The following is a 20,727-nucleotide window of genomic DNA, read 5'->3' as shown; positions in this document are numbered from 1 at the left end:
AGCCGCCCCACCGCCCTCGCAGAGCACAAGAGAGGCCGTCACCCAACCATGGCACTCCGAATAGCCACCCATTCGAGTGAAGTGCAGAGAAGCACGGGCCAGTACAAGATCAAGCCGATCAAGGAGCAGGTCCGTGCCATGCTCGGCCACCCGTACCCGCAGCGGGTGCCGGCCGGGGTGTTCGTGGAGCAGTGGATCGGTATCTCCACGGACGAGTTCCACCGGGCGAAGGACGCCGATGTCGCCTACATGAAGAATCGTTTCCCTCTGATCGAGGAGGGGTTCTCCCGCGCGGACTGCCTGCGGCTGCTGCGCTCGCGCGGCTTCGAGTCCACGCCGAAGTCGAGCTGCCTGGGGTGCCCGTTCCACGGCAACGCCCAGTGGCGGGCCCTGCGCGACGGCTCGCCCGAGGAGTGGCAGGACGTCGTCGAGTTCGATCGCGCCATCCGCAACGGCAACGCGCGGGCAACCGCCGAGGGCACCCCGCTGCTGGGGCAGGCGTACCTGCACCGCAGCCGCCGACCGCTGGACGAGGCGCCGATCGACCGGGTCACCGCGCACGAGTGGGCGGGCCGTCAGACCGACGTCTTCGACGCGCTCGCGGACGCCGAGCTGGAAGCCGGTGACGCGGACGGCTGCTCGCCCTGGGCCTGCCGCGCCGGCCAGCCGGTCAGCGTCGGCCACGACTCCTTCGGGCTGGCGGCATGAGCCTCAGGGACGTTCCCGCCGCCGCCCCTGTCCGCTGACCGATCGCCTCCCGGAAGGTCCTCATGTCCGACACCAACTCGTCTGCTGCCCACCACCGTCCGGCCCCGCTGGCCGGGTCGCCGGTCGTCCGCCGGGGCGGCCAGTGGTGGCTGATCACCGGCGAAGGCTCCATCCTGGCTACCGACCCGACGTTCACCGGTGAGCTGGACCGCTTCGCCGCCGCGAAGGCCGCCGCCGACCTCGCGGTGGCCCAGCTCCGCGCCGACCGCGGCGCCCGTCGCCGCCGGAGCCGGTGATGGACCCGCTGCTCCAGGGCGAGCAGGCCGTCCTCGGAGCGGTTCTGCTCGACCCCCGCCAGCTTGGCGGCCTCGACTGGCTGGAGCCGCGCGACTTCTACCGGCCCGGCCATCAGGCTCTGTTCGCCGCGCTGCGCAAGCTCCGGGCCGAGGACCACCCGGCCCTCGGCACGGAGGGCGCGGTGCCGGTGGCGTGGCTGACCGACACCCTCACTGAGGCCGGCCAGCAGGTGCGCGGCCTCACCGCCTCCTACGTGCACACCCTCGTCGCCGCTTGCCCGCGCCCCGCCCACGCGCCGCTGTATGGGCGGATGGTGCTGGAGGGGTCGATCCACCGCACCGTCGCCGAGCACGCCGACCGCCTGCTCGCCGTCGCCCGGGAGGACGCCGGGCAGAACGAGGTCCACGGCACCGCCGCCCAGGCCGACGTGCTCTCGGGCGTCCTGGACGACCTCGCGAAGCGCTGGGGAACCCGCCCCCGGGTCACCGCCCCGAGGACACCGCCCCTCTCTGCCTCCGGACAGCCGCCCGCGGCGGCCCAGGCGGAGGACGAGCAGTTCCTGCTGTCCCTGCTCGTCCACCAGAACGGCGCGATCGGCGAGGTCTTCGACTGGCTGCGCCCCCAGGACTTCGCCCATCCCGGCCACGGCCAGCTCTACCGCTGCCTCGGGGCGCTCCACCACCGGGGCGAGCCGATCGACCCGGTCACCACGCTGTGGGAGGTCCAGCGGCGCGGCCTGCTCGCCGAAGGCACGCTCACCGAGGAACAGCTCGCGCCGGTGTTGCGCGACGGGGCAGCGGGTTCGGCCGAGTGGCTGGGCGAGCAGCTCCTGCGCTCCTCCCTCACCCGCACCGCCGCCGGCGCCGCGCAGCAGATCGCCGCCCATGCCGACGACCGGCGCCTCGCCCCCGGGCAGCTGATCGGCCACGCGCTCCACGCCCTCGGCCCGCTGGACGAGGTACGGGCCCGCTGGCGCACCGCCACCTCGCCTCCCGCACCGGCCCCGGCTGCCGCCGACCAGGCCGCCCGCGTCCAGGCCGCGCTCGCGCGAAGCCCCGCCCGTCCCCGTACGCGCGCAAGCCCGACACCGGATCGTGCGCTGGCCGCCGCACCGCCCTCACTCCATGCCCGTGAGCGCACCAACCCGACCCACCCTCACCGGAGTCTCTTGTGAACACCCCCGCCAGCGAGGCGCTCGCCCTGCACGCCCGGGCATGCGCCCTGCAGCAGCAGGAAGCACTGCTTCCCGCCGCCGGACAGGCCGAGGTGCCGGATGCAGTGCAGATCGGTCGGCAGATAGTCGCGCTCGGCACGCTCATCCGAGAGTTGGGCGGCGACTTCGCCGCCCGTGCCGCCAAGCAGCCCGTGCACCTCGATACGACCCGCGCCGCCATGGCGTACGCCGAAGCCGTCACCAGCCTCGGCGAAGCCTCCGCCGCTCTTGGAACGGTCGCCCGGCAGCTCGCCTTCCTCAGCCACACTGTCGAACAACACCAGCACCCCGTGGTTCGAAAGGCCCGTACGGAGGCGGTCCGGACGATCGAGCGCGCCGTCGAAACCGCCCGCGAAGAACTTCGCCACGGCGCTCAGACCCTGACCCAGACTGCCCGGCACATCCCGCCACCGTCCGCCGGTCCTCGCCAGCAAGCCGCTGCCAGCCGATCGGCTAACGCCACCCCGTCCATTCCAGCAGATCTGAACGGCCCCCGGCCGGCCCCGCCCGCACCTTCGGCTCACACCACCCGGAACCGGCGATGACGCCGATACTCACGGCTGCCCGCCCCGGGCCCCTGATCGGCAGTCTGTGTTCTGGGTATGGGGGGCTCGACCTGGGGGTCCTGGCCGCGTTCGGCGGCTCCGTCGCGTGGCACGCCGAGGTCGACCCGGGCGCCTCCAAGATCCTGGCCCGGCACTGGCCGGACGTGCCGAACCTGGGCGACGCCACCACGGTCAACTGGGCCGACGTTCCGCGGGTGTGCGTCCTCACGGCGGGCTTCCCCTGTCAAAGACGTCTCGGTCGCCGGCCGTCGCGCCGGACTCAACGCCGAAACCCGATCGGGCCTTTGGCTGCACGTAGCGCGTGCGGTCGAGGCCCTGCGTCCGCACCTCCTGGTGGTCGAGAATGTACGAGGACTGCTCACCTCCCCTGCCGTCGCCGCCTCCGCTGGCGACGTGGAACGCTGTCCGTGGTGTCTGGGAGACGCCCCAACTCAGTCTGATCTGCGGGCACTTGGCGCCGTACTCGGCACCCTGGCCCAGCTCCGGTACGACGCGCGATGGCTCGTGCTTCGCGCCTCCGACGTCGGCGCACCCCACCACAGGGCCAGGGTCTTCCTCACCGCCTGGCCCGCCGCCGACGACCTGCCTGCTGCCGACTCCCCGGACCTCGGACACCAACGGTCCGGGCCTGCACGGCGAGGGCGGCTTGGACCTGCGAACGGCGGTGACCCTGCTGCCGACGCCGAAGGCCAGCGATGGAACGAAGGGCTCGCCGAACCAGCGGTACGGCGGCGGGGACTTGAGCCTGCCCTCGGCAGCGGCCTCGCTCCGGCCCTCCTCATCCCGGAACCCGGCCTCGCGTTCCCGCAGGCGGCCGGTTCAGCCGGTGACGGCAGCGGTGGCCCTCCCGCTGTGGGGGGAGGTCGGGCCGCAGGACGGGTCGACCCCGGACGGTGGGGACCGTACGCCGGCGCCGTCGCCCGATGGGAGACGCTCACCCGCCCGGCGCCGCCGCCCACCGACGAAGGCGGGCGGCTGCGCGCGGAGTTCGTCGAGTGGATGCAAGGGCTCGCGCCGGGCTGGGTGACCGCCACCCCCGGGCTCGGCCGCCCGGCCCAGCTCACCGCCCTCGGCAACGGGGTCGTCCCCCAACAGGCAGCCAAGGCACTGGAGTTGCTGGCACCGGCCTTCGCCCGCTGCCCGCGCTGCCGTACCGGCTGAGGGGCTTCTACCTCCTTTTCCCGGCCGTACCAAATCCCGGAATCCGCGGACTCTTCTCCCCGCAGCCGCACCGACCCGAGGGGGCTGCCATGCCTGCACATGCCCCGGTCCGGCGCGCCCGCGCACCGCCGGCCGCACGACCGAAGGACCTTCTCCTTGAGCACCACCACCGCCTGCGGCCCTACCCAGGACAGCGGATACCGCGCTGTCCTGGGCTCGCAGCACGTCGCCCGCCTGCTGGGCGGCACCCTGATCGGCCGCCTGCCCACCGGCATGGCGCCGATCGCGATCCTGCTGCTGGTACGCGCCGAGCACGGCCCGCTCGCCCTGGCCGGAGCCCTCAGCGCCCTGTACGGCCTCGCCTCCGCACTCGGGCAGCCGCTGCTCGGACGCCTGGTCGACCGCCACGGCCAGACCCAGATCCTCGTCGCCGCCACGGCCACGGCGAGCACGGCGTTCCTGCTGCTGCCGTGCACCGGCCCGGTGCGCCACCCGGTGCTCGCCTCGCTCACCGTGCTGGTGGCGGGGCTGGCGACGCCGCCGCTGGAGGCAGGTCTTCGGGCGCTGTGGCCGGTGCTGCTGCCCGACGCCGAACGCCAGCGCACCGCGCTCTCGCTGGACAGCAGCACCCAGGGCCTGGTGTTCGTCGCAGGGCCGTTGCTGGCCACCAGCTTCGCGGCCGGTGCCGGAGCGACCACCGCGCTGGTGGCGACCGCGGCGCTCGGGCTGCTCGGCACCGGTCTGGTCGTCACCGCCCGCCCCTCCCGCGCCTGGACGCCAGCGGAGTTCACCGAAGCGGTGCACTGGACGGGGCCGCTGCGGGTGCCGGGTCTTCGGGTGCTGTTCGCCGCGCTGATCGGCACCGGTGTCGCGCTCGGCGCCGTCAACGTCCTGGCGCTGTCCGCCGCCGAACGCCACCACGCCGGGTGGCTGGCCGGGGTGATGCCGGCCGCACTGTCCATCGGCAGCATGCTCGGCGGCCTCGCCTACGGCCGCCACGCCTGGCCCGGCGCCCCCGCCAAGCACCTGGTCGCAGCCTCGATCGGCTTCGCCGCCGGATGGCTGCCGCTGCTGCCCGACCCCGCGCCCGCCGTCGCCGTCCTGGGCGCCGTGCTGCCCGGCACCTTCCTCGCGCCGCTGCTGACCGCCGCGTTCCTCACCGTCTCTCGCCTCGCTCCCGAGGGCGAATCGACCGAGGCGTTCGCCTGGCTGATCGCCTGCATCGGCGTCGGCCAGGCCGCCGGCACCGCCCTCGCCTCCCTCACCACCGCCCCGCTGCTCGTCGCCGCCGTCCCGCTCGCCGGGGCCGGTGCCGCGCTGTGGCTGCTGCACCGCTTCAACGCCCGCCTCTCCGCCTGACCCTCACCCGAAGGACACCGCTGTGAACACCGACCTCTTCGCCACCGCAACGCCCGCCACCCGCATGCACGTGGTCTGGGACTGGAACGGAACGGTCAAGGACGACCTCGACGACCATGTCGACGCCCTGAACGAGACCCTGCCCGCCCTCGGCGGCGCCCCGGTCGACCGCGAGACGTACCGGGCCAAGCACACCGTGCCGATCCCCAACTTCTACGCCCGCCTGCTCGGCCGCACCATCACCGAACAGGAGTGGATCTCCAGCGACAACGCCTTCCTCGCCCACCTGCGCGCCCGGCCCGTGCAGGTCCGCGAAGGCGCCGCCGAGCTGATGACCGCACTGCGCGATGCCGGCCACACCCAGTCGCTGCTGTCCCTGTGCCCGCACGACACCCTCGTACGCGAAGTCGAGCAGGCCGGCATCGGGCACTTCTTCACCCGCTTCGAGGGCCGCACCGGCCCCTCCGGCGGCACCAAGGCCGCCCCGCTCGCCGCCCACCTCGAAGCCCTCGGCCTCACCGAACAGACGCACCGGGTGCTGCTGGTCGGCGACGCCATCGACGACGCGGACGCCGCCCACGCCAACGGCGCGTACGCGGTGCTGCACACCGGCGGGCTGCACCACCCCGCCAAGCTCGCCGCCTCCGGCCACCCGCTCACCGCAACCCTCGCCGACGCCGTCACCCTGGGCCTGCGCTTCATCCAGGACCACGGCACCCAACTGGCCTGCGCCTAGCACGAATCGGCGGCCCGACCAAACCGCCGATCCTGCGGATTCTGTCTCCCACGACCGCGCTTCACCGGAGCCCTGCCATGACCCGAAGAAGACCTTCCGGCCTCGTCTTCCCCGTCCGTCCGAATCCCCTGGATGTGCCATGTCCGAGTCCGTCCCGACGCCGGGCTCCCCCGAGCCCTCGCCGATCCGCATCGCCGACGAGGACCTCGACGACCTCGTCAGCGCCCTGACCCGCACCATGGCCGAGGTCCGCCAGCACGGCGTGATCCTCGACCGCCTCGGCTCCGAGGCCGACGACGAAACGGGGTCCGGCTCGACCGGGCCGGACCCCGGGGCCGGGGACGAACCCGGCTCCGCCCCACCGCTGTTCATCCTCGCCATGGGCGGCGCGCAGTACGCCGCCGAACTGGCCGAGCTCTCGTTCTGGGTCACCCACATCCTGCTGCCCGTCTACGGCCGGGAGATCGGCTCCACCCGCCCCTGGTGCGCGAGGTGGCACGAGCACCCCGAGGCCGTCGCCCGCCTCCACGCGCTGTGGCTGGCCTGGCAGCAGCTGACCGCCGCCGAGGCCGGCCAGAGCGGCCCCTCGACGTGGCACCGCGACCACCTGGACCACGCCCTCGCCCAGCTCCGAGCGCCGGACGGCCCGTTCGCGGCGTGCGCCACCAGCCCGGCCCGTCCCGCCCACCGCATCCTGTCCACCCCCGACCAGCTGGGACTCGCCGCATGACCGCCGACTTCGACCTCGGCGGCCTGTCGCCCGCCGACGAGCGCTCCGGCCTCCTGCGGGACATCGCCGGGGAGAGCGACCTCGACTTCCTGGCCCGGCACGACGTCGGCGATCGCAGCTACCTGCTCGCCTTCGACAACGGGGCCGCGTGGGGCCCGGGACGGAGCCTGCCGGACCTCTTCACGTTCGACGTCCGGCGCGACCAGGCCGAGGGCACCTTCGCACTGGACGGCGCCGCGCACGCCAACGTGGCGTTCGCACAGAAGTGGCTCGCCGAACGCGGCTGCCCGCCCGCAGCGATGACCGTGGACGGCGACCTCATCGGCGCCGACGAACTCACCTACCGCATCGAGAACCAGATCCACAGCGCCGGCGAACGCTACGACCTCATCGACCTCACGGCCGCCCGCGAGAGTCCGGGCGAGGCATGGACCCTGGTCACGGACAGGAACGCCGCCGAACTGCCCGTCCGGCTCTTCATCGAGCACTCCGACGCCGAGCAGAACACCTACACCATCCGCGAGGGCGCCTTCCCCGACCGGGCCGGCGCCGAGGCGTGGCTGGCCGCGCGGAACACCCCGCTGCCCGAGCCACCCGAGTACCGCAACGGAGCCGACGCGCTGCGCACCCGCGCCGCGCTCGCCCGCAGCGCCGCCCCGACCGCTCCCGGCGTCGCCGAGATCGTGGCCGCCGCACCCGCGGCAGCCGCCCTCGCGCAGCCCGACCGGGGGCGCTCGCTGTGAGCCGCGCCAAGTTCGCGTTCTCCGCCCACCCGGACGCGATCTCCGACCTGCGCCAGCTCCCCGACGCCGTCCGCGACCAGGCGCTGCTGCACTTGCAGGACCTCGTCCACGGCGAGCGGGTCGCCAAGCGCCTCGAAGGGCGGCTGGAGGGCTGCCACAAGGTCTACCTCGGCGTCGGCGACCAGTTCGCGAGCCACCGCCTGGTCGTGCAGTTCCGCACCTCCCCGCCCGAGTCCCAGCACCGGCGCGAGGTGCACCTCGTGGCCGCCGGACCCCGGCTCGACTACCAGGTGTACCGCTCCGCCCAGAACCGCCTGGGTCGCACCGGGCTCAACCTGCCGACCGGCCTCGGCCCGGCCGAGGAAGCCCGCGTGCGAGCCGCCCGCGCCCAATCCGTACGCCCCGTACAGGCCGGCAGCGCCAGCCCCGCCTACACCACCGCTTCCCCCGGCTTCGCACCGAGCGCCGCCGCCCGAAGGGCCCGATGATGACCACCCCTACCTCCACCCCCACGCACGCCGACCTCGCCGTATGGCTCGTCGAAGCCGCCGAGGCCGTCTCCGGCCTCACCACCGCTCGGCATGCCGCCCCGCCCGCGCGTTCGCACCTCCACCCCGTCCTCGGGCCGCTCGCCACCGGGCCGAAGGTGATCACTGCACTCGCCGACCGGCTGGAGAACCTGCTGGAAACGCGGCGGTCGGCCACCCCGGCCTCCCTGTTCACCCTCGCCTCCTACGTCTCCGCCCTGGGCTGGCTGACGGAGTCGCTCGCCGACCTCACCCAGGTCGTCGACGCCCTGGTCGCCGAGGCCGGCCACCCGGCCGACGACAGCACTTCCGACTTCGACCTGGCGGACTACGCCCCGCAGGACCGGCAGGCCATCGCCGCCCTCGCCGCCGAGGCGGCCCTGCCGCCCGGCCTCTACCTCCAGCTCCTGGGCCAGGCCCTGCTCGCCCGCGCGGAGTTCACGGAAGCGTGCACGGAGATCATCGGCGCCCTGACCGAGGACGCCCACCGCCTCCTGAACGAATCGGTCAGCGCCGTACGCCTCGACGACGAGGGCCCCGACAGCCTGCCCACCCTGGTCCGCTCCCTCCTCACCCGGATGGAGGCGGCCCCGTGAACCCGCACAACCCGCACACCCACCCCGGCGCCCACCTCGTCTACGAACGGCTCGGCGCAGGCGATGCCGGGGAGCTGTCCGGACGGCACCCGTACCAGAGCCCGCTGGCCCACCTCGCCTCGATGGTCGCCTCGTGCGCCCGAGACGTCGACCGGCTCCACCAGGACCTCACCGAGCAGGCGAAGACGGTGATCGAGCGCCTGCAGCCGATCGCCCGCGGCGACCACGCGAGCATGCGCGGCGTCAACGGCATCATCCAGTCCGCAGGGCTCCAGGTCGAGTTGCTCACCGCCCGCAGGGGAGCGGCCTACGGGCAGCTCGACAAGGTCCTCAGCGCCTACGAGCGCGGCGCCGAGGCCGACCGGCCGACCGCCACGCCGCAACTCCGGCGCGACTCCGCGCACACCAACGGCGCCACGGCCCCGGCCGACCAGCAAGCGCGCCCCGCCACGGCCGCCTGGGACGACGAACAGGGCTTCGCCCGGGCAGCGTTGCAGGCGATGGAGCACGGGGACCTGTGGCTGCGCGAGAGCGTGCACGGCGACAAGGACGTGATCCGGGGCTCCGGGCTCGGCGCCCCAATCGAGGCCGAGACAGTCGAGCGGCTGATCGGCGCCGGTCTCGTCACCGCCGACGCCAGCACCTCCGCATCCCGGATGGGGCACATGCTCTCGCTCACCGCCGAGGGCGAAGCAGCCAACGCCGCCGCCCGCACGGAGCGGCTTCGCCAGGTCGCCGCCCTCTACCGCGGCACCGCCCCCGCTGCGGCGGGCCCCGCCCAGGCAGTGCCATCGCCAGGAGCGGCACACCCCTCCGTCTCCGCCCGTACCCGTTGAGCAAGGAACTCCCGGCCATGTCCGCCCAGATCACCCCCATGAGCACCGCCGACGCGCAGCGCGTCGAGACCGTCCTGCACCGGATCGCGCCGAAGTGGACCACCCATGTCGTCCACACGATCGCCAAGTACGGCCCGGAGATGCGGGTTGCCGACGTCGCCCAGCACGTCACGGCGCTGTCCCCGTCGTACGTCAGCAAGCGGTTGGCGTCGATGTCCGAGGCTGGCCTGGTGACCCGCGACGGCGCGTTCGACCGTGCCTCGCCCTACCGGCTCTCGTCCTCCGCCCGCACGCTCGGCCCGGTCTACCGCACTCTCGCCCAGTGGTCGTCCGACCACATCGATCACACCCCGCAGGGCCGGTACGACCGGATCGAGGACGCCCTGCAGCGCCTGCAGCTGCCCGGTACCACCGAGACGGTCCGCCTATTCGCGGAGCACGGGAGCATGCGCCTGCCCCAGCTGGCCGAACGCCTCGGCACCTCCGAGCAGTTCGCCGCAACCCGGCTGAACCGCATGCAGGCGGACGGGCTCGTCGCCCGCACCGGCGACCGGCACGGCGCCCCGTACGTCCTCACCGACGCCGGAGAAGCCCTCGGCCCGGTCCACACCGCCCTCCAGCAGTGGGACAGCCGGCACACCACCGCCCTGGCCCCGGTGGTGCCGGCCGCCGAGCGCACCCTCAACTCCCCCGCGCAGTCCGCACGGACCGCGGCGGCACTGCGGCGCAGTGCCGCCCCCTCCTCCCTGTTCAGTCACCCTCCGGTACCGCCGCCGCGTGTCCCCACAGCTGTCACGGCGGCCTCCCACCCCTCGCGCGGCCGGTGACTTCGCGAGCTGCGGAACCGGAACGGATTCCGTAGCCGAACCACCGGGCCGGGCCGAAGGCGCTCTGACGGCTCCCGTGCCGGTCGCCCGTTCCGCCCGCTGACGCCCCACCACCACACCGGAGAACACCGTGCCCGACGCCACCGCCCTCGACTGCGCGGACGCGATGATCGAGAAAGCCTGGGGGCGGCCGATCGCCGATCTGGAGAAGTCCGCATCCCGCCTGGCCGCCGTGGACCCGATGCTGCGCTCGGCCATGCACCACCGGGCCCACCTCTTCGTCGTGTCCAACTCCATCGCCGTGCACCAGGATCGGCTCCACGCCCTCACCCGGCCCGGCCATGTTCCGGCCTTCTACGACCTTGACCGGATCACCGCATCGGCGAGCGCCCTGCGGACGGCCTACGCCGAGAGCAACACGGCCGTCCAGATGATCCGCCACGTTGTCGACGCCCGTGAGCACGCGTTCAACGCCGAAGGCGGCCTGGACGCCGAACGAGTCCGGGCCGCCACCGCTCGCACCTCGCGGGTGCCTGGCCCCCTCGGTCCGTCTGTCGACCGGCCCGCCCCGCCGGCTGCCGCCCCGGCCCCGCTGGTGGCGAACCGAAGGTAGGCGGCGGTCAGTCGTCGGCCCTGTCGTGGTGGGCGCCGGGGTCGGTGCCCACCACGCGGGCCAGTTCCTCCAGGGTCAGCTCCACCCGCCGGCCGTCCGCCAGCCGCTCCTCGACCGCCACGGTCTGCTCACGCTCGACCCGGCCCGCGGCGACGGCCCACTGGCCCTCGGCGATCATCGCGACATCGCCCATCGTCCACGCCCGGCCCGCGCTGCGGATCTTGCGCTCCAGCGCCGCCATGTCCCGGCCTCTGTTCGGCACCAACGCCTTCGTCCCCCTCCGACCCTGTACGGCTCCGCGCCGCAACCTCGGTTCAGCACCCCGCGCCCCTGATCCATTCCCGTCCGGTTCGCCCACGGCTGTGACCGTTCGCGATAGTTGGCGGACTGCCTCCGGAATCCTTGCAGGTCACGGCGTTTCTGTTCGTCGCGGTTGGCGAGACCTGTTCACGACTGTTGGCGGATCGACGACCAGTGGACGGGTACGGCGGTTGGCCACCCAGGTCAGCTGCGTGGCGGGACCGCCGCCCGGGGCTGAGCGTCTACGAGGACGGGTAGTTCCAGGTCACGATCACGCACCCACCGCGCGCCGTCGCGCCGTCGGTGGTCGACGTGCCGCCGGAGCCGCCGGCCGCGCCCCGGCCCGCTCTCTTCGGGATGAGGCCGTCGGGGAGGCCGGGGAACCAGGGGCGCACGCCCGCCGTTCCGGCCGTGTACTTGTCGGCGTCGCCCCCATTCGTGCCGTTGGCCACCGTCCCTGTCGTGGTGACGTCCGTGTTGTTGTCGCACTGGGCGCTGCCGCCTGCGCCGGCGTGGCCTCCGATCGGGGTCTTCCTGGCGTCGCTGCCGCCTTGGCCGCCGCGGGCTCCGCCGTGTCCGGAACCGCCACTGCCGCCGCGCGCCGGGCCCTCGCCCGGTGCCCAGCCAGCGCCCCCACCGCCGCCTCCGCCGCCACCCGCTGCGCCGACGCTGACGACATCGCCGCTGGCCTTGCCCAGGACGAAGAAGGCCGCTGAGCTCCCGCCGCCGCCTCCGCCCCCTGCGCCGCCGCCGTTGTTCCGGTTGCCCGGGACGCCTCCGCCTCCGCCTTCCGCCCCTCCCTTGCCGCCGCCGCCCGCGAACTCGCCCTGCCGTCCGCCCTTCTGCCCTCCGCCGCCACCGCCGCCGACGCGAACCCCGATCGTCCTGAGGTCGGCCGGGAACTTGGTGACGGTGCAGTCGGCGATGCCGGCGCCTCCGCCACCGCCCCCTCCGCCACCGGTGCCGGTGCCCTCCCGCCCGGCGCCTCCGCCGCCGCCCCCTCCGCCGATCATCGTGACCGTGAACGAGTCCACGCCCTTGGGCAGGTCGAACTCGTACCAGCCCGGCTCGTCGAACTGCCGCCAGAGCAACCCCTGCTTGCCGGTTCCGGCGTGCGCGGGCGAGGTGCCGAGCCCACCAGCGAGCACGGCCACCGCGATGGCCGCACCCGTGAATCTCCACCGCTGCGATGTCGTCGTCATGGATGCCCGTCCTGTCAGTCGGTATGCGGACCTTCATGATCGCGGGGGATCGCCGCCAGACGTCTGACATCCGCCTCGGTTCACACGAACGGGGATCACGAAGACGACCGTTGCCGCAGGCGATTGGCGAGAGCGCAGCGAAGTGACAGCTCGACACAACCGCGAAGACGCAGTGACTGTGCGCTGCGGATGGCCAGGGTTTTTCCCGCTACCTGGCCACTGGTCTTGGCGGCGTCTGGGAAGGGCGGAGTCCGAAGTCACCGGCGTCACGAATGTTTGGCCTGTCCGCCTGCGCCGTACCTGAAGGTGATATCTCGTCACTTTGTGTAGGTTTTTATGCGTACGACGCCGAGGTTTGGGCATGGTCAGCGCCGGGGGCCGTCAAGGTCCCTTCGGTTCGCGTCTACAGCGGGCTGTTGAGAAGGTGCTGGTCCAGCGAAGAGGAGTCCTTCATGACGGGTCAGTCGCCCGACGCCGTGCAGCAGCAGGTGCAGTTCCCCATCACCGAGTCGTTCACCGGCACTTCCCCGGCGAATCCGCACTGGCGGCTGCTGGGCAGCGCGCGGATGAACGAGGGCGCGCTGGAGCTGACGCCGAACACCGCGTCGAAGGCGGGTACGGCGTTCCTGGACCAGCCGTTCTCCTCCTCGCTCGGGGTGAGCATCGACTTCGACTACTCGTGCGAGGGCGGCGGGGCCCAGGGCCTGGGGGACGGGTTCAGCCTCTACCTGATCGACGGGAGCCGCACCACGGAGCCGGGGGCGCGCGGCGGGGCGCTGGGCTACTCCTTCATCAAGGACAGCTTGGTCAACCTTCCCGGTATCACGGCCGGCTATGTGGGGGTCGGCTTCGACAACCACGGGAACTTCGCCGCCCCCTCCACCGGCCCCGGCGGTCCCGGCCGCAGCCCCAACACTGTAGGTGTGCGCGGCTCCGGGGACCTGCTCACGGGCTTCGCCTGGCTGACCGGTGTCGAGGTGCCGGGCGGGTTCCGGGGCGGCTGGGAGGTGGGGGCCCATCTGCAGGTGACCGTCATCGGCGGGCGCCTGACGGTGCGGCGCTCCAGCGCCTCGGACCCCAACGGCGCGGTGGTGATCGACAATCTGGACTTGGCGTCCGGGCCGGGCCAGGTGCAGATGCCCGCGACGTTCAAGCTCGGGTTCGCGGCAGGCACCGGCGGCGCCACCGCAGCCCACCGCATCCGCAACCTCACCGTCGCCCTGCCCGTCGCCATGCCGCTGGAGATGAGCGGCCCGCTGACCGCTCAGGGCGGCCACCGGATCTCCTACACCGTCGGTGTCCAGAACTACGGGCCCAACGACGCCCCCGACGCCGTCGTGCGCGCAGAGGTGCCCGTCCAGCTGGTCGACGTGGAGGTGACGTGCCGCGGGGAGAACGGCGCGGTGTGCGGCGCGGGGGCCGCCGACGGCGAACTCCGCCAGCCGCTCAGCCTGCCCAAGGGCAGCAAGGCGGTGATCACTTTGCGGGGAACCGTCGAATCGCACTACGAGGGTGACTTCACCGTCACGAGCCGGATCACCTCGGACACCCGTGCCAACACCGCGGCCCAGCAGTCCGCCCAGGTCACCACCACCGCCGAACTGCCCCTGATCAGCGTCGATCAGGAGATCGCCGGGCAGTGGGACCAGACCTGGCCCGAGAACGCCAAGGGCTGGCTCGTCAGCTACAACCTCATGCTGGCCGCCAACGAACACCGCGTGACGGCCTGGGAGATCGCCTTCGACGTCCCCGCGCGCACCCGCGTCAACCCCGCGCAGAGCCAGTGGTACCGGGTCATCAAGGACGGCCTGGAGGGAACCGTCGTCCTGGGCTCACCCAACGACGGCTCCCACACCATCGAGCCCGGCACCCCGCTGCCCGTCCACGTCCAACTGCTCTACCCCTCCCAGTACGACGCCGGCGACGGCCGGCTCCGCGGCCTGTACGCCGTCGAGGTCGCCAACCCCTGACCCCATGAAGCAGCACAGGGCCGGATCCGCCTCGCGGCAGCGCGTAGCCCGCGAGGCGGATGCTGCCGCTGGCCATGACCCGACCTGTCGGTCACGCCCGTGTGCCGGTGTCCGCCCTCGCTACCGGACCCCGATGGTGACGCCGCTGCCCAGTAGCGGGTCCGTGACGGCCGGGCCGACGAAGTCGAAGTTCCTGCCGGAGGCGGCGACGGAGTTCCGATCGGTCGTCGAGGGGATGACGGTTCCGGAAGTCACCAGCGTGTACGCGCGGGCGAGTGCTTCGAGGGCTGGGGAAGCATGGCCGGGGTTGTTGGCTGCGACGTGTTCGGCTTCGCGGCCAATGGCCCGCAGCAGCGCGTCGCGGGCGTCGACGACCGCAGCTGGCTGAGTCACCTGGACCACGGTCGCGGGGATCTGCTCAATGCCGCCGTTGTCGGCGGTCTCTGTGGCGGGTGCGTTCTTGTCGGTGGTCACGAGTGCTCCTCAAAAATGAACGAGTCAGGTCGAGCGCAGCAGTTCGCCCGATGCTTTCAAGATCATTCACTGTCGTCCGTCAAGCCACAACGATCCCTGCGGTACTGATGCACGCTCGCGCCGGGCACGTACCGGGACAGGACTTCGCTTCCACCCTCGAACTTCCACCGGTTCCACGGCGCGCCGAGCACCCGGGTGTCGCCGCTGTCCGGGACGGCTACGTCACGACGTTCATGATGGCATCGGTCAGGCTCAGCAGCGGCCCATTTCACGTGGTTCCCGGTACCGCCGGGCGAAAGCCCTTGAACCGGGACTCCGGGCAGCGTCGGGTGCTGGCCGGGTGAGGTGCTCAGGCAGACCAAGTAGCACGGAAGCCTTGGCCATCAACTCTGAAAGATGGCCGTCTACCGTGCACAGTCACACGCAGCTCCGGCAGTCGTCTCAGCGCCCCGCCATCTGTCGTGAACAACCGCCAACTATCGCGAACGGTCACAACGGCAGAGCACTGGTCCCGAAAAAAGGACTACCAACTTCGGGACGCTGCATGTCAAAGTATCGGTGTCGCCGAAAACCGCAGGTCAGCGAAGGGACACGCCGCGAACACCCGGCACGTCGCCCTGTACCCGCTCATCGTCACCGCCACCACTGAACACCGCGCTGCCCGCCGCTTCCTTGCCAGCCCGGCCTTGCGGGTCGTCCGCGCGGACGAGGTCCGCCCCGGCGACCTGATCGTCTCCGCCTTCGCACTCGCCGCTCCAGGGCGCCTGCGCCGCACGGACTACTTCGCCTGTGGCCCCTACCCGGCCGACCCCGGACCGTACGACCCGACGTGCGGATGTGGCGTCTGCGGCCTGCCCGAGGTCGAGGGCCCGCACGGGACCGTGGTCCTCACCCGGGGCTTCCCCTGGGAGTGCTGCGACCCGTGGCCCGCCGACGAACCCGTCCTCGTCGATCCCCGAGGCTCCATGCCCGCCCCGACGATTCCGCCCACCGAGAGGGTCTGAATGACCGTCCACCGCGCCCCGCTGACCAACCACCACGCCGACCACAGCCTCTGCCCGCCCGAGCACAAGCACGCCAGCTCCGGCAAGCCGCTCCACCCCGACTGCCCCGGGCGCTCCTACTCCCAGGCCGTCTGCACCTGCGGCGACTGGGAGTTCAAAGGCACCGGCAAGGGCTACGTCGACGAGTCCCGCAAGCGGCACCTCGCCACCCACCCCAAGCCCCACCCGAAGGGCCCGGCCGTCCTGCGCGACCGGCTCCGCCTCGACCTCCCGTGACCGCCGCCCATACCCACCACCGCCTCTCTGCTCGGAGACCCGCAATGCCCCAGTACCTGACCGTCGCCCACCTGATCGCCCAGCTCCAGACCGTCGACCCGAACCTGCGTGTCCGTCTCGCCGTCAACCCGGACTGGGCCTTCGCCCACTACATCGGCACGGACGTCGTCGTCCACGACGGCATCGCCTACCTCGCCGAAGACGGCCAGGAGAGCTACCTGCCCGCCGCCGTCCGCGACGAACTCGCCTGGGCCTGAACCACCGCCCGCCCGAAGGAGACCCGCATCCCGACCACCCACCGCCGCACCCGCACGCAGCCGCTCGACCGGCTCGCGCTGCACCCCGTACCCCACTGGGCGAGCGGAGCGCTCGTCCGCCGCGTCCCCACCGACCCCGGCCAGCCGATCGAGGTCCTCTGGCTCCCCGCCACCACCACGAGACTCCCCTTCGGCCGCATCCTGCTGCGGTGGGAGAAGGCCCCCGAGGCGGGCTGGGACGTCACCGCCCGCCTCGGCCTCGCCACCGCCGACGTCCGCCTTGCCACCTGGCCCGCTGCCAGCGACGACTGGCCCCGTCTGGTGCGCCCCACCCTGGACGAGGTCACCGGCCTGTGTTCCGCCCTCGCCGTCGCCACCGCCGCCCTCGAACTCGCCAACCGCCTCGTCGACTCCTGAACAGCACCGCACAAGGCCGCCCCGCGCTGACCAGCCGGGGCGGCCTCGCCGTGCACCCACCCGACCGGCGGCGCGTACGCTCATCACCGGAACACCGAGGATTAGGACACGCGCATGGCCGACGACCAGCAGCTCTGGGGCTACGCCGAGGTCGCCGCGCACCTGGGCATCAGTGTCGGCGCCGCCCGCAACCGCAAGAACAGGGGCACCCTGCCCGATCCCGACGACACCAGCGTCCCGGACCGCCCCCGTTGGAAGCCGTCCACCTTCCAGGACTGGACGCCCCCTGGCCAGGGCCGCCGCAGCGACCTGCTCGGCAAGCCCTCCGAGCCCGCGTCCGGCTGACCCGCGCCACTCGCCACCGAGCTTGAAGGGGAGTACCTGCCGATGCCCGACCGCCTGGTCCGCGGCCCCGCCGCGCTGACCGCCTGGTGCTCCACCGCTGTGATCGGCGCCGCCACAGCGATCAGCGCTGCGGTGACCGGCGCCCACGGGGTGTGCGCCGCAGGGCTGTTCGCCCTCGGGGGTGGCACGCTGGCGGCCTACCGCACCATCCGCACCGCCGAGAACCGGACCGACCGCGCCGTCCTCGACCACCTGCAGCGTAGGCCCGGCCTTAGCCCTGAGGAACTCGCCGCCGGCCTCGGCCTGCGCCTGGCCGCCGTCCGGCTCAGCCTTCACCGACTGGCCACTGCCCGCAGACTCCCCCCGACAGCACCTCTCGATTCGGGACACTGATCCAAAGCGCGAAGGACCGCCACCGACGTGGGTGGCGGTCCTTCGCGCTGCCCGGCCTAATCCAGGTAGACGCCAGCGAAGGTGCCGTCGAAGCCGAGGGCCACCCTCGCGGCGTCGGTGTCGGAGTGGTGGGTCCAGGCCGGGTTGGCGATCATCGCGTCGAAGTCCTTGCGGGTGATCTCCGGTTCCAGCCACTCGTTCCCGCAGCGGCAGCGGACCCACACGTTGCGACGGTGGTTGAGCAGCAGCCAGTCTCGGCGGGCCCGGCAGGCGGAACACGTCACCGGTATGCCGCACAGCGCGAGTTCGGTCGGGTGGAGCAGACCGCGGACGGCCTCCGGGCCGCTGGGGGTCTGGGTCTCGTACTCCAGCTGCAGGAGCGGGTCGGAGCCGGCCGGGACCGGGGTGGTGATCGGGGCCGGGGCGGTGGTGGTGTTCTCGGTGGTTCTGGTCACGGGCTCTCCGTTCGTGGTGCTCGGGTACTTGCGTAACACCTGGTGGAACCGGGTGTCGAGGGGTTCCGTGATGGCTGCTCGGCAGGCTGCCGGTTCAGCGGCGCGGTGCCGGGCGGCGCGGGTCGGTCGCGGGCTGGGCCGGTGCCGGCTGCGCGGTGCGCGCCTGTGCCGGTCCGGTCCGTGTCCGGGGGCTGGGGGACGTACGAGGGTGTTCGGGGTTGGCGGGCAGGTCGGCGAGGCGGCGGATGCGCCAGACGATGACGTCGGTGGTGTTGCGGGCGGTTTCCAGCTCTCGCCGGTCGACGGCCTTCTCCAGGAGGACCTTGGGGTCGTGGCCGGCCTTCTCCGCTTCCGCGAGGACGGCGGCCAGGGCGTCGTGCTCGCGGGCCGGGCCCTTGGGGCTCCCGGCGGTGCCGAGGACGGTGTGGATGGTGGTGTCGTGGCGGCGGCGCTCGCCGTCCGGGAGGGCGCGGCCGATCTCGCGCATCGTTCGCATGGGGGTGGCGGCGGCCTGCTGGTAGGCGGAGCGCAGGTGCTCGGCGGCCTGGCGGGAGGCGGCGGCCTGCTGGGCGTGACCCCGGGCGGAGTGCCAGCGGGCAGCCGCCAGGGTGACCAGGACGAAGGTGGACAGGACCATGGCGGTGGCGCCGCCGTCCTCGCCCCGGCCGAGCGCGCTGCCGGCATGGACGATTCCGCGGGCGGCCGAGCGCAGGGCCCGGATGTCGGCGTTCTCGGCGCGGACCTGGCTGCGGGTGGCGCGCTCGAAGGCGCGGGCGGCTTCCCGCAGTTCGGCGCGGGTGGCGGCCGGGGAGGTCTGGGCGAGGGCGTCGAGGATCTCCCCGGCACCGACGAGGTGAGCAGCGGCGGCATCGTCATCGTCCTGGTCGAGAACGGCGGCGGCACGCTCGGCGGCGCCGGCGGCGTCCCGGCGGCGCCGCGCGGGAGTGGAGCGTCCGGTGCGGGCCCGGTGGCTGCCCGGTTTCGTGGTGCCGGTGGTGGATGCGCTGTCGAGGCGAAGGCGGATGCGAGGCAGGGAGAGGTCGGGTGCGAGTTTGGACCCGGAGAACCAGATGGGCTCGCCGGTGCGGTTGCGGTCGCCGGGCAGGGCGACGTTGTAGCCGGTGAGGTCACCGGAGGGCAGGTGGCGGAGCTTCACCCGCAGGCCGGCCTCGCGCAGGCGGGTGAAGAACTCCTCCTCGCTGTCGGCTCCGGCGACGGCCTGGCGGACAGCGTCGCGCAGGGTTTCGCGCGGGGTCTCGGTGCGGCCGGTGCGTTCGGCCTTGAAGCGCTCGGCGCTGGTGGGGTTCTTGGCGGCGGTGCCGTCGCCGGGGTTGAGCCGGCGCAGGCCGTACTCCTTCTCGATGAGGCGGGCCTCGGCCTGGGCCTTGCGCCGGTCGAAGGAGAGGTTGGCGAGGCGGCCGTCCTGGCGGACGAGGGTGGCGGCGATGTGGATGTGGTCGTCGGCGTGGCGGACGGCGACCCAGCGGCAGGCGGTGGTGTCGCCTTCGGGGGCGATGCCGGTGGCGTGGACGATGCGGCGGGCGATGTTCGCCCAGTCGTTGTCGTCGAGGTGACGGTCGCCGGGGTCGGCGCGAACCGAGCAGTGCCAGATGGTGTCGGCGGGGGCGCGGTCTGCGATGGCTTTGACGGGCTGGTCGAGTTGGGCGGCGAGTTGGGCGATGGTGTGGTGTGGGTTGCGTCCGGGGTCGGGGGCGAAGTCGTTCCACGAGGCGACGAGGTGCTGGTCGGTGTGTTCGTCGCGGCGGCCCGGTCCGTAGAGGTAGCGGATGAGGCCGTAGGTGCCACCGGTGCCGGTGCGGATCTTGGGGATCACCGGCGGACCATCCAGGCGACGGCGTCGTCGACCGCGGCGATGGAGGCTTCGACGCGGCGCAGGAGCTGGCGGAGGTCGGTGGCCGGTTGGCCGCCGGCGTTGAGGAAGTGGGCCACCTGGTTGACGTTGTTGCCGATGGCGGCGAGCTGGCGGTTGGACTCCATGAGTTCCTGGATGCCGCGCCGGTAGTCGGCGATGGCGGCGCCCGGGTCGGTGCTGGTGGCAGCGGCCAGGGTGGCGGCGGCGCAGAAGCCGCCGGGGGCGAGGTCGGCGTGGTCGGCGGCCTTCCGGACGGCGGCCCACTCCGGTTCGCTGAAACGCAGGCTCACGCAGGTGCGGCGCTGGGTGGCGTGGCGGGGGCGGCGGCGTCGGGAGGCGGCGCGCTCGGGAGCGGGCGCGGTCGGCGTGTCTGTCCCGGTCGGCTCCCCCGAGTCGACTCCCCGGTTGTCGGCAGGCCCCCCTGGGTCTGCCGACGATCGGGGTGCCCGCGCCCCCTTCGGGGCGCGGGCGGGGTAAGCATCGCTTACCCCACAACTTGCTCCGCCAGGGGCGGTGTTGGGGTCGTTCTCCCGTACCTGTGTGGTGCTGTCGTGGCCGGGTGCGGTCATCGGCTGGCCTCGGTGTCGCGCTGGCGGATGTCGAGGAGGAGGTCTTCGACGAAGTCGAGTGCGAGGACGGGGTGGTGGAGGGTCCAGGGGCGGGAGTGTCGGCCGCGCTGGATGCTTCGGGTACCGTCCGGGCCGGTCTCGACGCGGTGGAGGTGGCCGTGCTGGGTGAGGACGGCAAGCCAGGAGTCCGCCTCGGCCCAGGTGGCGGGGGTGGTGCGCATGGTGGGGTACTCCCGTTCGGCGGTGGTGCGGCGGGTGACCGGCCGGGGTGACCTGGTCG

The 20,727-nt window shown here is 73.0% G+C and carries 27 protein-coding genes and 2 pseudogenes; 21 read left to right on the top strand and 8 right to left on the bottom strand.

Annotated features, from left to right (window positions below; all coding sequences use genetic code 11):
- Nucleotides 1–81: 81 nt before the first annotated feature.
- From ACWDD9_RS37855 to ACWDD9_RS37845, 3 genes are all read left to right on the top strand, one after another.
- A complete protein-coding gene (locus tag ACWDD9_RS37855) occupies nt 82–708 on the top strand; it encodes a hypothetical protein (RefSeq protein WP_449814116.1) in 627 nt (208 codons plus the stop codon).
- A 62-nt stretch (nt 709–770) separates the two neighbouring features.
- Complete coding sequence (locus tag ACWDD9_RS37850; protein ID WP_449814115.1) at nt 771–1,004, top strand: hypothetical protein; 234 nt, start codon at nt 771–773, stop codon at nt 1,002–1,004.
- Nucleotides 1,004–2,179, top strand: coding sequence for a DnaB-like helicase N-terminal domain-containing protein (locus ACWDD9_RS37845; RefSeq protein ID WP_449814114.1), 1,176 nt, complete (start codon nt 1,004–1,006; stop codon nt 2,177–2,179). Before ACWDD9_RS37850 ends, ACWDD9_RS37845 begins: the two co-directional genes overlap by 1 nt.
- Here the strand turns inward: ACWDD9_RS37845 and ACWDD9_RS37840 are convergent.
- Nucleotides 2,161–2,586 carry a hypothetical protein gene (locus tag ACWDD9_RS37840; protein WP_449814113.1) on the bottom strand — a complete coding sequence of 142 codons (426 nt, stop codon included), beginning with the start codon at nt 2,584–2,586 and terminating at the stop codon, nt 2,161–2,163. The two genes, ACWDD9_RS37845 and ACWDD9_RS37840, sit on opposite strands and share 19 nt — an antisense overlap.
- Nucleotides 2,587–2,759: 173 nt before the next feature.
- Here ACWDD9_RS37840 and ACWDD9_RS37835 point away from each other — a divergent pair.
- The 12 genes and pseudogenes from ACWDD9_RS37835 to ACWDD9_RS37780 all read left to right on the top strand — a co-directional run.
- Nucleotides 2,760–2,951 (top strand): annotated as a pseudogene (locus ACWDD9_RS37835) (DNA cytosine methyltransferase); the annotation flags it as partial.
- Nucleotides 2,952–3,072: 121 nt separating this feature from the next.
- Nucleotides 3,073–3,288: pseudogene (locus ACWDD9_RS37830) on the top strand (DNA cytosine methyltransferase); the annotation flags it as partial.
- A gap of 495 nt (nt 3,289–3,783) precedes the next feature.
- A complete protein-coding gene (locus ACWDD9_RS37825; protein WP_449814118.1) occupies nt 3,784–3,945 on the top strand; it encodes a hypothetical protein in 162 nt (53 codons plus the stop codon).
- A gap of 156 nt (nt 3,946–4,101) precedes the next feature.
- Nucleotides 4,102–5,304: an MFS transporter gene (locus ACWDD9_RS37820; protein WP_449814112.1), complete on the top strand. Its 1,203-nt coding sequence runs from the start codon at nt 4,102–4,104 to the stop codon at nt 5,302–5,304.
- Nucleotides 5,305–5,326: 22 nt separating this feature from the next.
- Nucleotides 5,327–6,040: an HAD family hydrolase gene (locus ACWDD9_RS37815; protein ID WP_449814111.1), complete on the top strand. Its 714-nt coding sequence runs from the start codon at nt 5,327–5,329 to the stop codon at nt 6,038–6,040.
- A gap of 139 nt (nt 6,041–6,179) precedes the next feature.
- Nucleotides 6,180–6,770, top strand: a complete 591-nt coding sequence (locus ACWDD9_RS37810) for a DUF4913 domain-containing protein (RefSeq protein WP_449814110.1) — start codon at nt 6,180–6,182, stop codon at nt 6,768–6,770.
- Entirely contained in the window at nt 6,767–7,513 is a 747-nt protein-coding gene (locus tag ACWDD9_RS37805; RefSeq protein ID WP_449814109.1) for a glycosyl hydrolase, read from the top strand. Before ACWDD9_RS37810 ends, ACWDD9_RS37805 begins: the two co-directional genes overlap by 4 nt.
- Nucleotides 7,510–8,001: a hypothetical protein gene (locus ACWDD9_RS37800; protein WP_449814108.1), complete on the top strand. Its 492-nt coding sequence runs from the start codon at nt 7,510–7,512 to the stop codon at nt 7,999–8,001. Before ACWDD9_RS37805 ends, ACWDD9_RS37800 begins: the two co-directional genes overlap by 4 nt.
- Nucleotides 7,998–8,636, top strand: coding sequence for a hypothetical protein (locus ACWDD9_RS37795; protein WP_449814107.1), 639 nt, complete (start codon nt 7,998–8,000; stop codon nt 8,634–8,636). The genes ACWDD9_RS37800 and ACWDD9_RS37795 overlap by 4 nt, the downstream gene beginning before the upstream one ends.
- The gene (locus ACWDD9_RS37790; RefSeq protein WP_449814106.1) at nt 8,633–9,472 is read left to right on the top strand and encodes a hypothetical protein; all 840 of its coding nucleotides are present in this window, start codon (nt 8,633–8,635) and stop codon (nt 9,470–9,472) included. The genes ACWDD9_RS37795 and ACWDD9_RS37790 overlap by 4 nt, the downstream gene beginning before the upstream one ends.
- A 17-nt stretch (nt 9,473–9,489) precedes the next feature.
- Nucleotides 9,490–10,299 carry a winged helix-turn-helix transcriptional regulator gene (locus ACWDD9_RS37785; protein WP_449814105.1) on the top strand — a complete coding sequence of 270 codons (810 nt, stop codon included), beginning with the start codon at nt 9,490–9,492 and terminating at the stop codon, nt 10,297–10,299.
- Nucleotides 10,300–10,429: 130 nt separating this feature from the next.
- Nucleotides 10,430–10,912 carry a hypothetical protein gene (locus ACWDD9_RS37780; protein WP_449814104.1) on the top strand — a complete coding sequence of 161 codons (483 nt, stop codon included), beginning with the start codon at nt 10,430–10,432 and terminating at the stop codon, nt 10,910–10,912.
- A gap of 7 nt (nt 10,913–10,919) precedes the next feature.
- Here the strand turns inward: ACWDD9_RS37780 and ACWDD9_RS37775 are convergent, their stop codons facing one another.
- Together ACWDD9_RS37775 and ACWDD9_RS37770 are read right to left on the bottom strand one after the other, a co-directional pair.
- Entirely contained in the window at nt 10,920–11,174 is a 255-nt protein-coding gene (locus ACWDD9_RS37775) for a hypothetical protein (RefSeq protein WP_375876845.1), read from the bottom strand.
- A 280-nt stretch (nt 11,175–11,454) separates the two neighbouring features.
- Complete coding sequence (locus ACWDD9_RS37770) at nt 11,455–12,414, bottom strand: hypothetical protein (RefSeq protein WP_449814103.1); 960 nt, start codon at nt 12,412–12,414, stop codon at nt 11,455–11,457.
- Nucleotides 12,415–12,866: 452 nt separating this feature from the next.
- Here ACWDD9_RS37770 and ACWDD9_RS37765 point away from each other — a divergent pair, with 452 nt between their 5' ends.
- Complete coding sequence (locus tag ACWDD9_RS37765) at nt 12,867–14,384, top strand: hypothetical protein (RefSeq protein ID WP_449814102.1); 1,518 nt, start codon at nt 12,867–12,869, stop codon at nt 14,382–14,384.
- Nucleotides 14,385–14,504: 120 nt separating this feature from the next.
- Here the strand turns inward: ACWDD9_RS37765 and ACWDD9_RS37760 are convergent, their stop codons facing one another.
- On the bottom strand, nt 14,505–14,858 hold the full coding sequence (locus ACWDD9_RS37760; protein ID WP_449814101.1) for a hypothetical protein: 354 nt from the start codon (nt 14,856–14,858) through the stop codon (nt 14,505–14,507).
- A gap of 686 nt (nt 14,859–15,544) precedes the next feature.
- Between ACWDD9_RS37760 and ACWDD9_RS37755 the strand changes: the two genes are divergently transcribed.
- The 5 genes from ACWDD9_RS37755 to ACWDD9_RS37735 all read left to right on the top strand — a co-directional run bounded on the left by ACWDD9_RS37755 (nt 15,545) and on the right by ACWDD9_RS37735 (nt 17,550).
- Nucleotides 15,545–15,862, top strand: coding sequence for a hypothetical protein (locus tag ACWDD9_RS37755; protein ID WP_375874570.1), 318 nt, complete (start codon nt 15,545–15,547; stop codon nt 15,860–15,862).
- A complete protein-coding gene (locus ACWDD9_RS37750; RefSeq protein ID WP_375874571.1) occupies nt 15,863–16,138 on the top strand; it encodes a hypothetical protein in 276 nt (91 codons plus the stop codon). It begins immediately after the preceding gene.
- 44 nt (nt 16,139–16,182) lie between these two features.
- Nucleotides 16,183–16,395, top strand: a complete 213-nt coding sequence (locus ACWDD9_RS37745; RefSeq protein ID WP_375874572.1) for a hypothetical protein — start codon at nt 16,183–16,185, stop codon at nt 16,393–16,395.
- A 531-nt stretch (nt 16,396–16,926) separates the two neighbouring features.
- Nucleotides 16,927–17,157, top strand: coding sequence for a MarR family transcriptional regulator (locus ACWDD9_RS37740; RefSeq protein ID WP_375874573.1), 231 nt, complete (start codon nt 16,927–16,929; stop codon nt 17,155–17,157).
- 42 nt (nt 17,158–17,199) lie between these two features.
- A complete protein-coding gene (locus ACWDD9_RS37735) occupies nt 17,200–17,550 on the top strand; it encodes a winged helix-turn-helix domain-containing protein (RefSeq protein WP_375874574.1) in 351 nt (116 codons plus the stop codon).
- Nucleotides 17,551–17,606: 56 nt separating this feature from the next.
- On the opposite strand, the gene ACWDD9_RS37730 is transcribed toward ACWDD9_RS37735, so the two are convergent.
- The 4 genes from ACWDD9_RS37730 to ACWDD9_RS37715 form a co-directional block, all read right to left on the bottom strand.
- Nucleotides 17,607–18,005, bottom strand: coding sequence for a hypothetical protein (locus ACWDD9_RS37730; RefSeq protein WP_449814100.1), 399 nt, complete (start codon nt 18,003–18,005; stop codon nt 17,607–17,609).
- A gap of 94 nt (nt 18,006–18,099) precedes the next feature.
- Nucleotides 18,100–19,839 carry a relaxase/mobilization nuclease domain-containing protein gene (locus ACWDD9_RS37725; RefSeq protein ID WP_449814099.1) on the bottom strand — a complete coding sequence of 580 codons (1,740 nt, stop codon included), beginning with the start codon at nt 19,837–19,839 and terminating at the stop codon, nt 18,100–18,102.
- Nucleotides 19,836–20,168: a MobC family plasmid mobilization relaxosome protein gene (locus ACWDD9_RS37720; protein WP_449814098.1), complete on the bottom strand. Its 333-nt coding sequence runs from the start codon at nt 20,166–20,168 to the stop codon at nt 19,836–19,838. The genes ACWDD9_RS37725 and ACWDD9_RS37720 overlap by 4 nt, the downstream gene beginning before the upstream one ends.
- A gap of 275 nt (nt 20,169–20,443) precedes the next feature.
- Nucleotides 20,444–20,668 carry a hypothetical protein gene (locus tag ACWDD9_RS37715; protein WP_375874578.1) on the bottom strand — a complete coding sequence of 75 codons (225 nt, stop codon included), beginning with the start codon at nt 20,666–20,668 and terminating at the stop codon, nt 20,444–20,446.
- Nucleotides 20,669–20,727 lie beyond the last annotated feature (59 nt).

It is taken from the genome of Kitasatospora sp. NPDC001119 (assembly GCF_053598475.1).
This window is presented reverse-complemented; position numbering and strand designations above follow the sequence as displayed.

Excerpts from the sequence above, each read along its gene's own strand:
- ACWDD9_RS37850 (WP_449814115.1), top strand. The coding sequence starts at position 771 with ATGTCCGACACCAACTCGTCTGCTGCCCACCACCGTCCGGCCCCGCTG.
- ACWDD9_RS37845 (WP_449814114.1), top strand. The coding sequence starts at position 1,004 with ATGGACCCGCTGCTCCAGGGCGAGCAGGCCGTCCTCGGAGCGGTTCTG.
- ACWDD9_RS37825 (WP_449814118.1), top strand. The coding sequence starts at position 3,784 with ATGCAAGGGCTCGCGCCGGGCTGGGTGACCGCCACCCCCGGGCTCGGC.
- ACWDD9_RS37810 (WP_449814110.1), top strand. The coding sequence starts at position 6,180 with ATGTCCGAGTCCGTCCCGACGCCGGGCTCCCCCGAGCCCTCGCCGATC.
- ACWDD9_RS37805 (WP_449814109.1), top strand. The coding sequence starts at position 6,767 with ATGACCGCCGACTTCGACCTCGGCGGCCTGTCGCCCGCCGACGAGCGC.
- ACWDD9_RS37795 (WP_449814107.1), top strand. The coding sequence starts at position 7,998 with ATGATGACCACCCCTACCTCCACCCCCACGCACGCCGACCTCGCCGTA.
- ACWDD9_RS37785 (WP_449814105.1), top strand. The coding sequence starts at position 9,490 with ATGTCCGCCCAGATCACCCCCATGAGCACCGCCGACGCGCAGCGCGTC.
- ACWDD9_RS37770 (WP_449814103.1), bottom strand. The coding sequence starts at position 12,414 with ATGACGACGACATCGCAGCGGTGGAGATTCACGGGTGCGGCCATCGCG.
- ACWDD9_RS37765 (WP_449814102.1), top strand. The coding sequence starts at position 12,867 with ATGACGGGTCAGTCGCCCGACGCCGTGCAGCAGCAGGTGCAGTTCCCC.
- ACWDD9_RS37750 (WP_375874571.1), top strand. The coding sequence starts at position 15,863 with ATGACCGTCCACCGCGCCCCGCTGACCAACCACCACGCCGACCACAGC.
- ACWDD9_RS37745 (WP_375874572.1), top strand. The coding sequence starts at position 16,183 with ATGCCCCAGTACCTGACCGTCGCCCACCTGATCGCCCAGCTCCAGACC.
- ACWDD9_RS37740 (WP_375874573.1), top strand. The coding sequence starts at position 16,927 with ATGGCCGACGACCAGCAGCTCTGGGGCTACGCCGAGGTCGCCGCGCAC.
- ACWDD9_RS37735 (WP_375874574.1), top strand. The coding sequence starts at position 17,200 with ATGCCCGACCGCCTGGTCCGCGGCCCCGCCGCGCTGACCGCCTGGTGC.
- ACWDD9_RS37715 (WP_375874578.1), bottom strand. The coding sequence starts at position 20,668 with ATGCGCACCACCCCCGCCACCTGGGCCGAGGCGGACTCCTGGCTTGCC.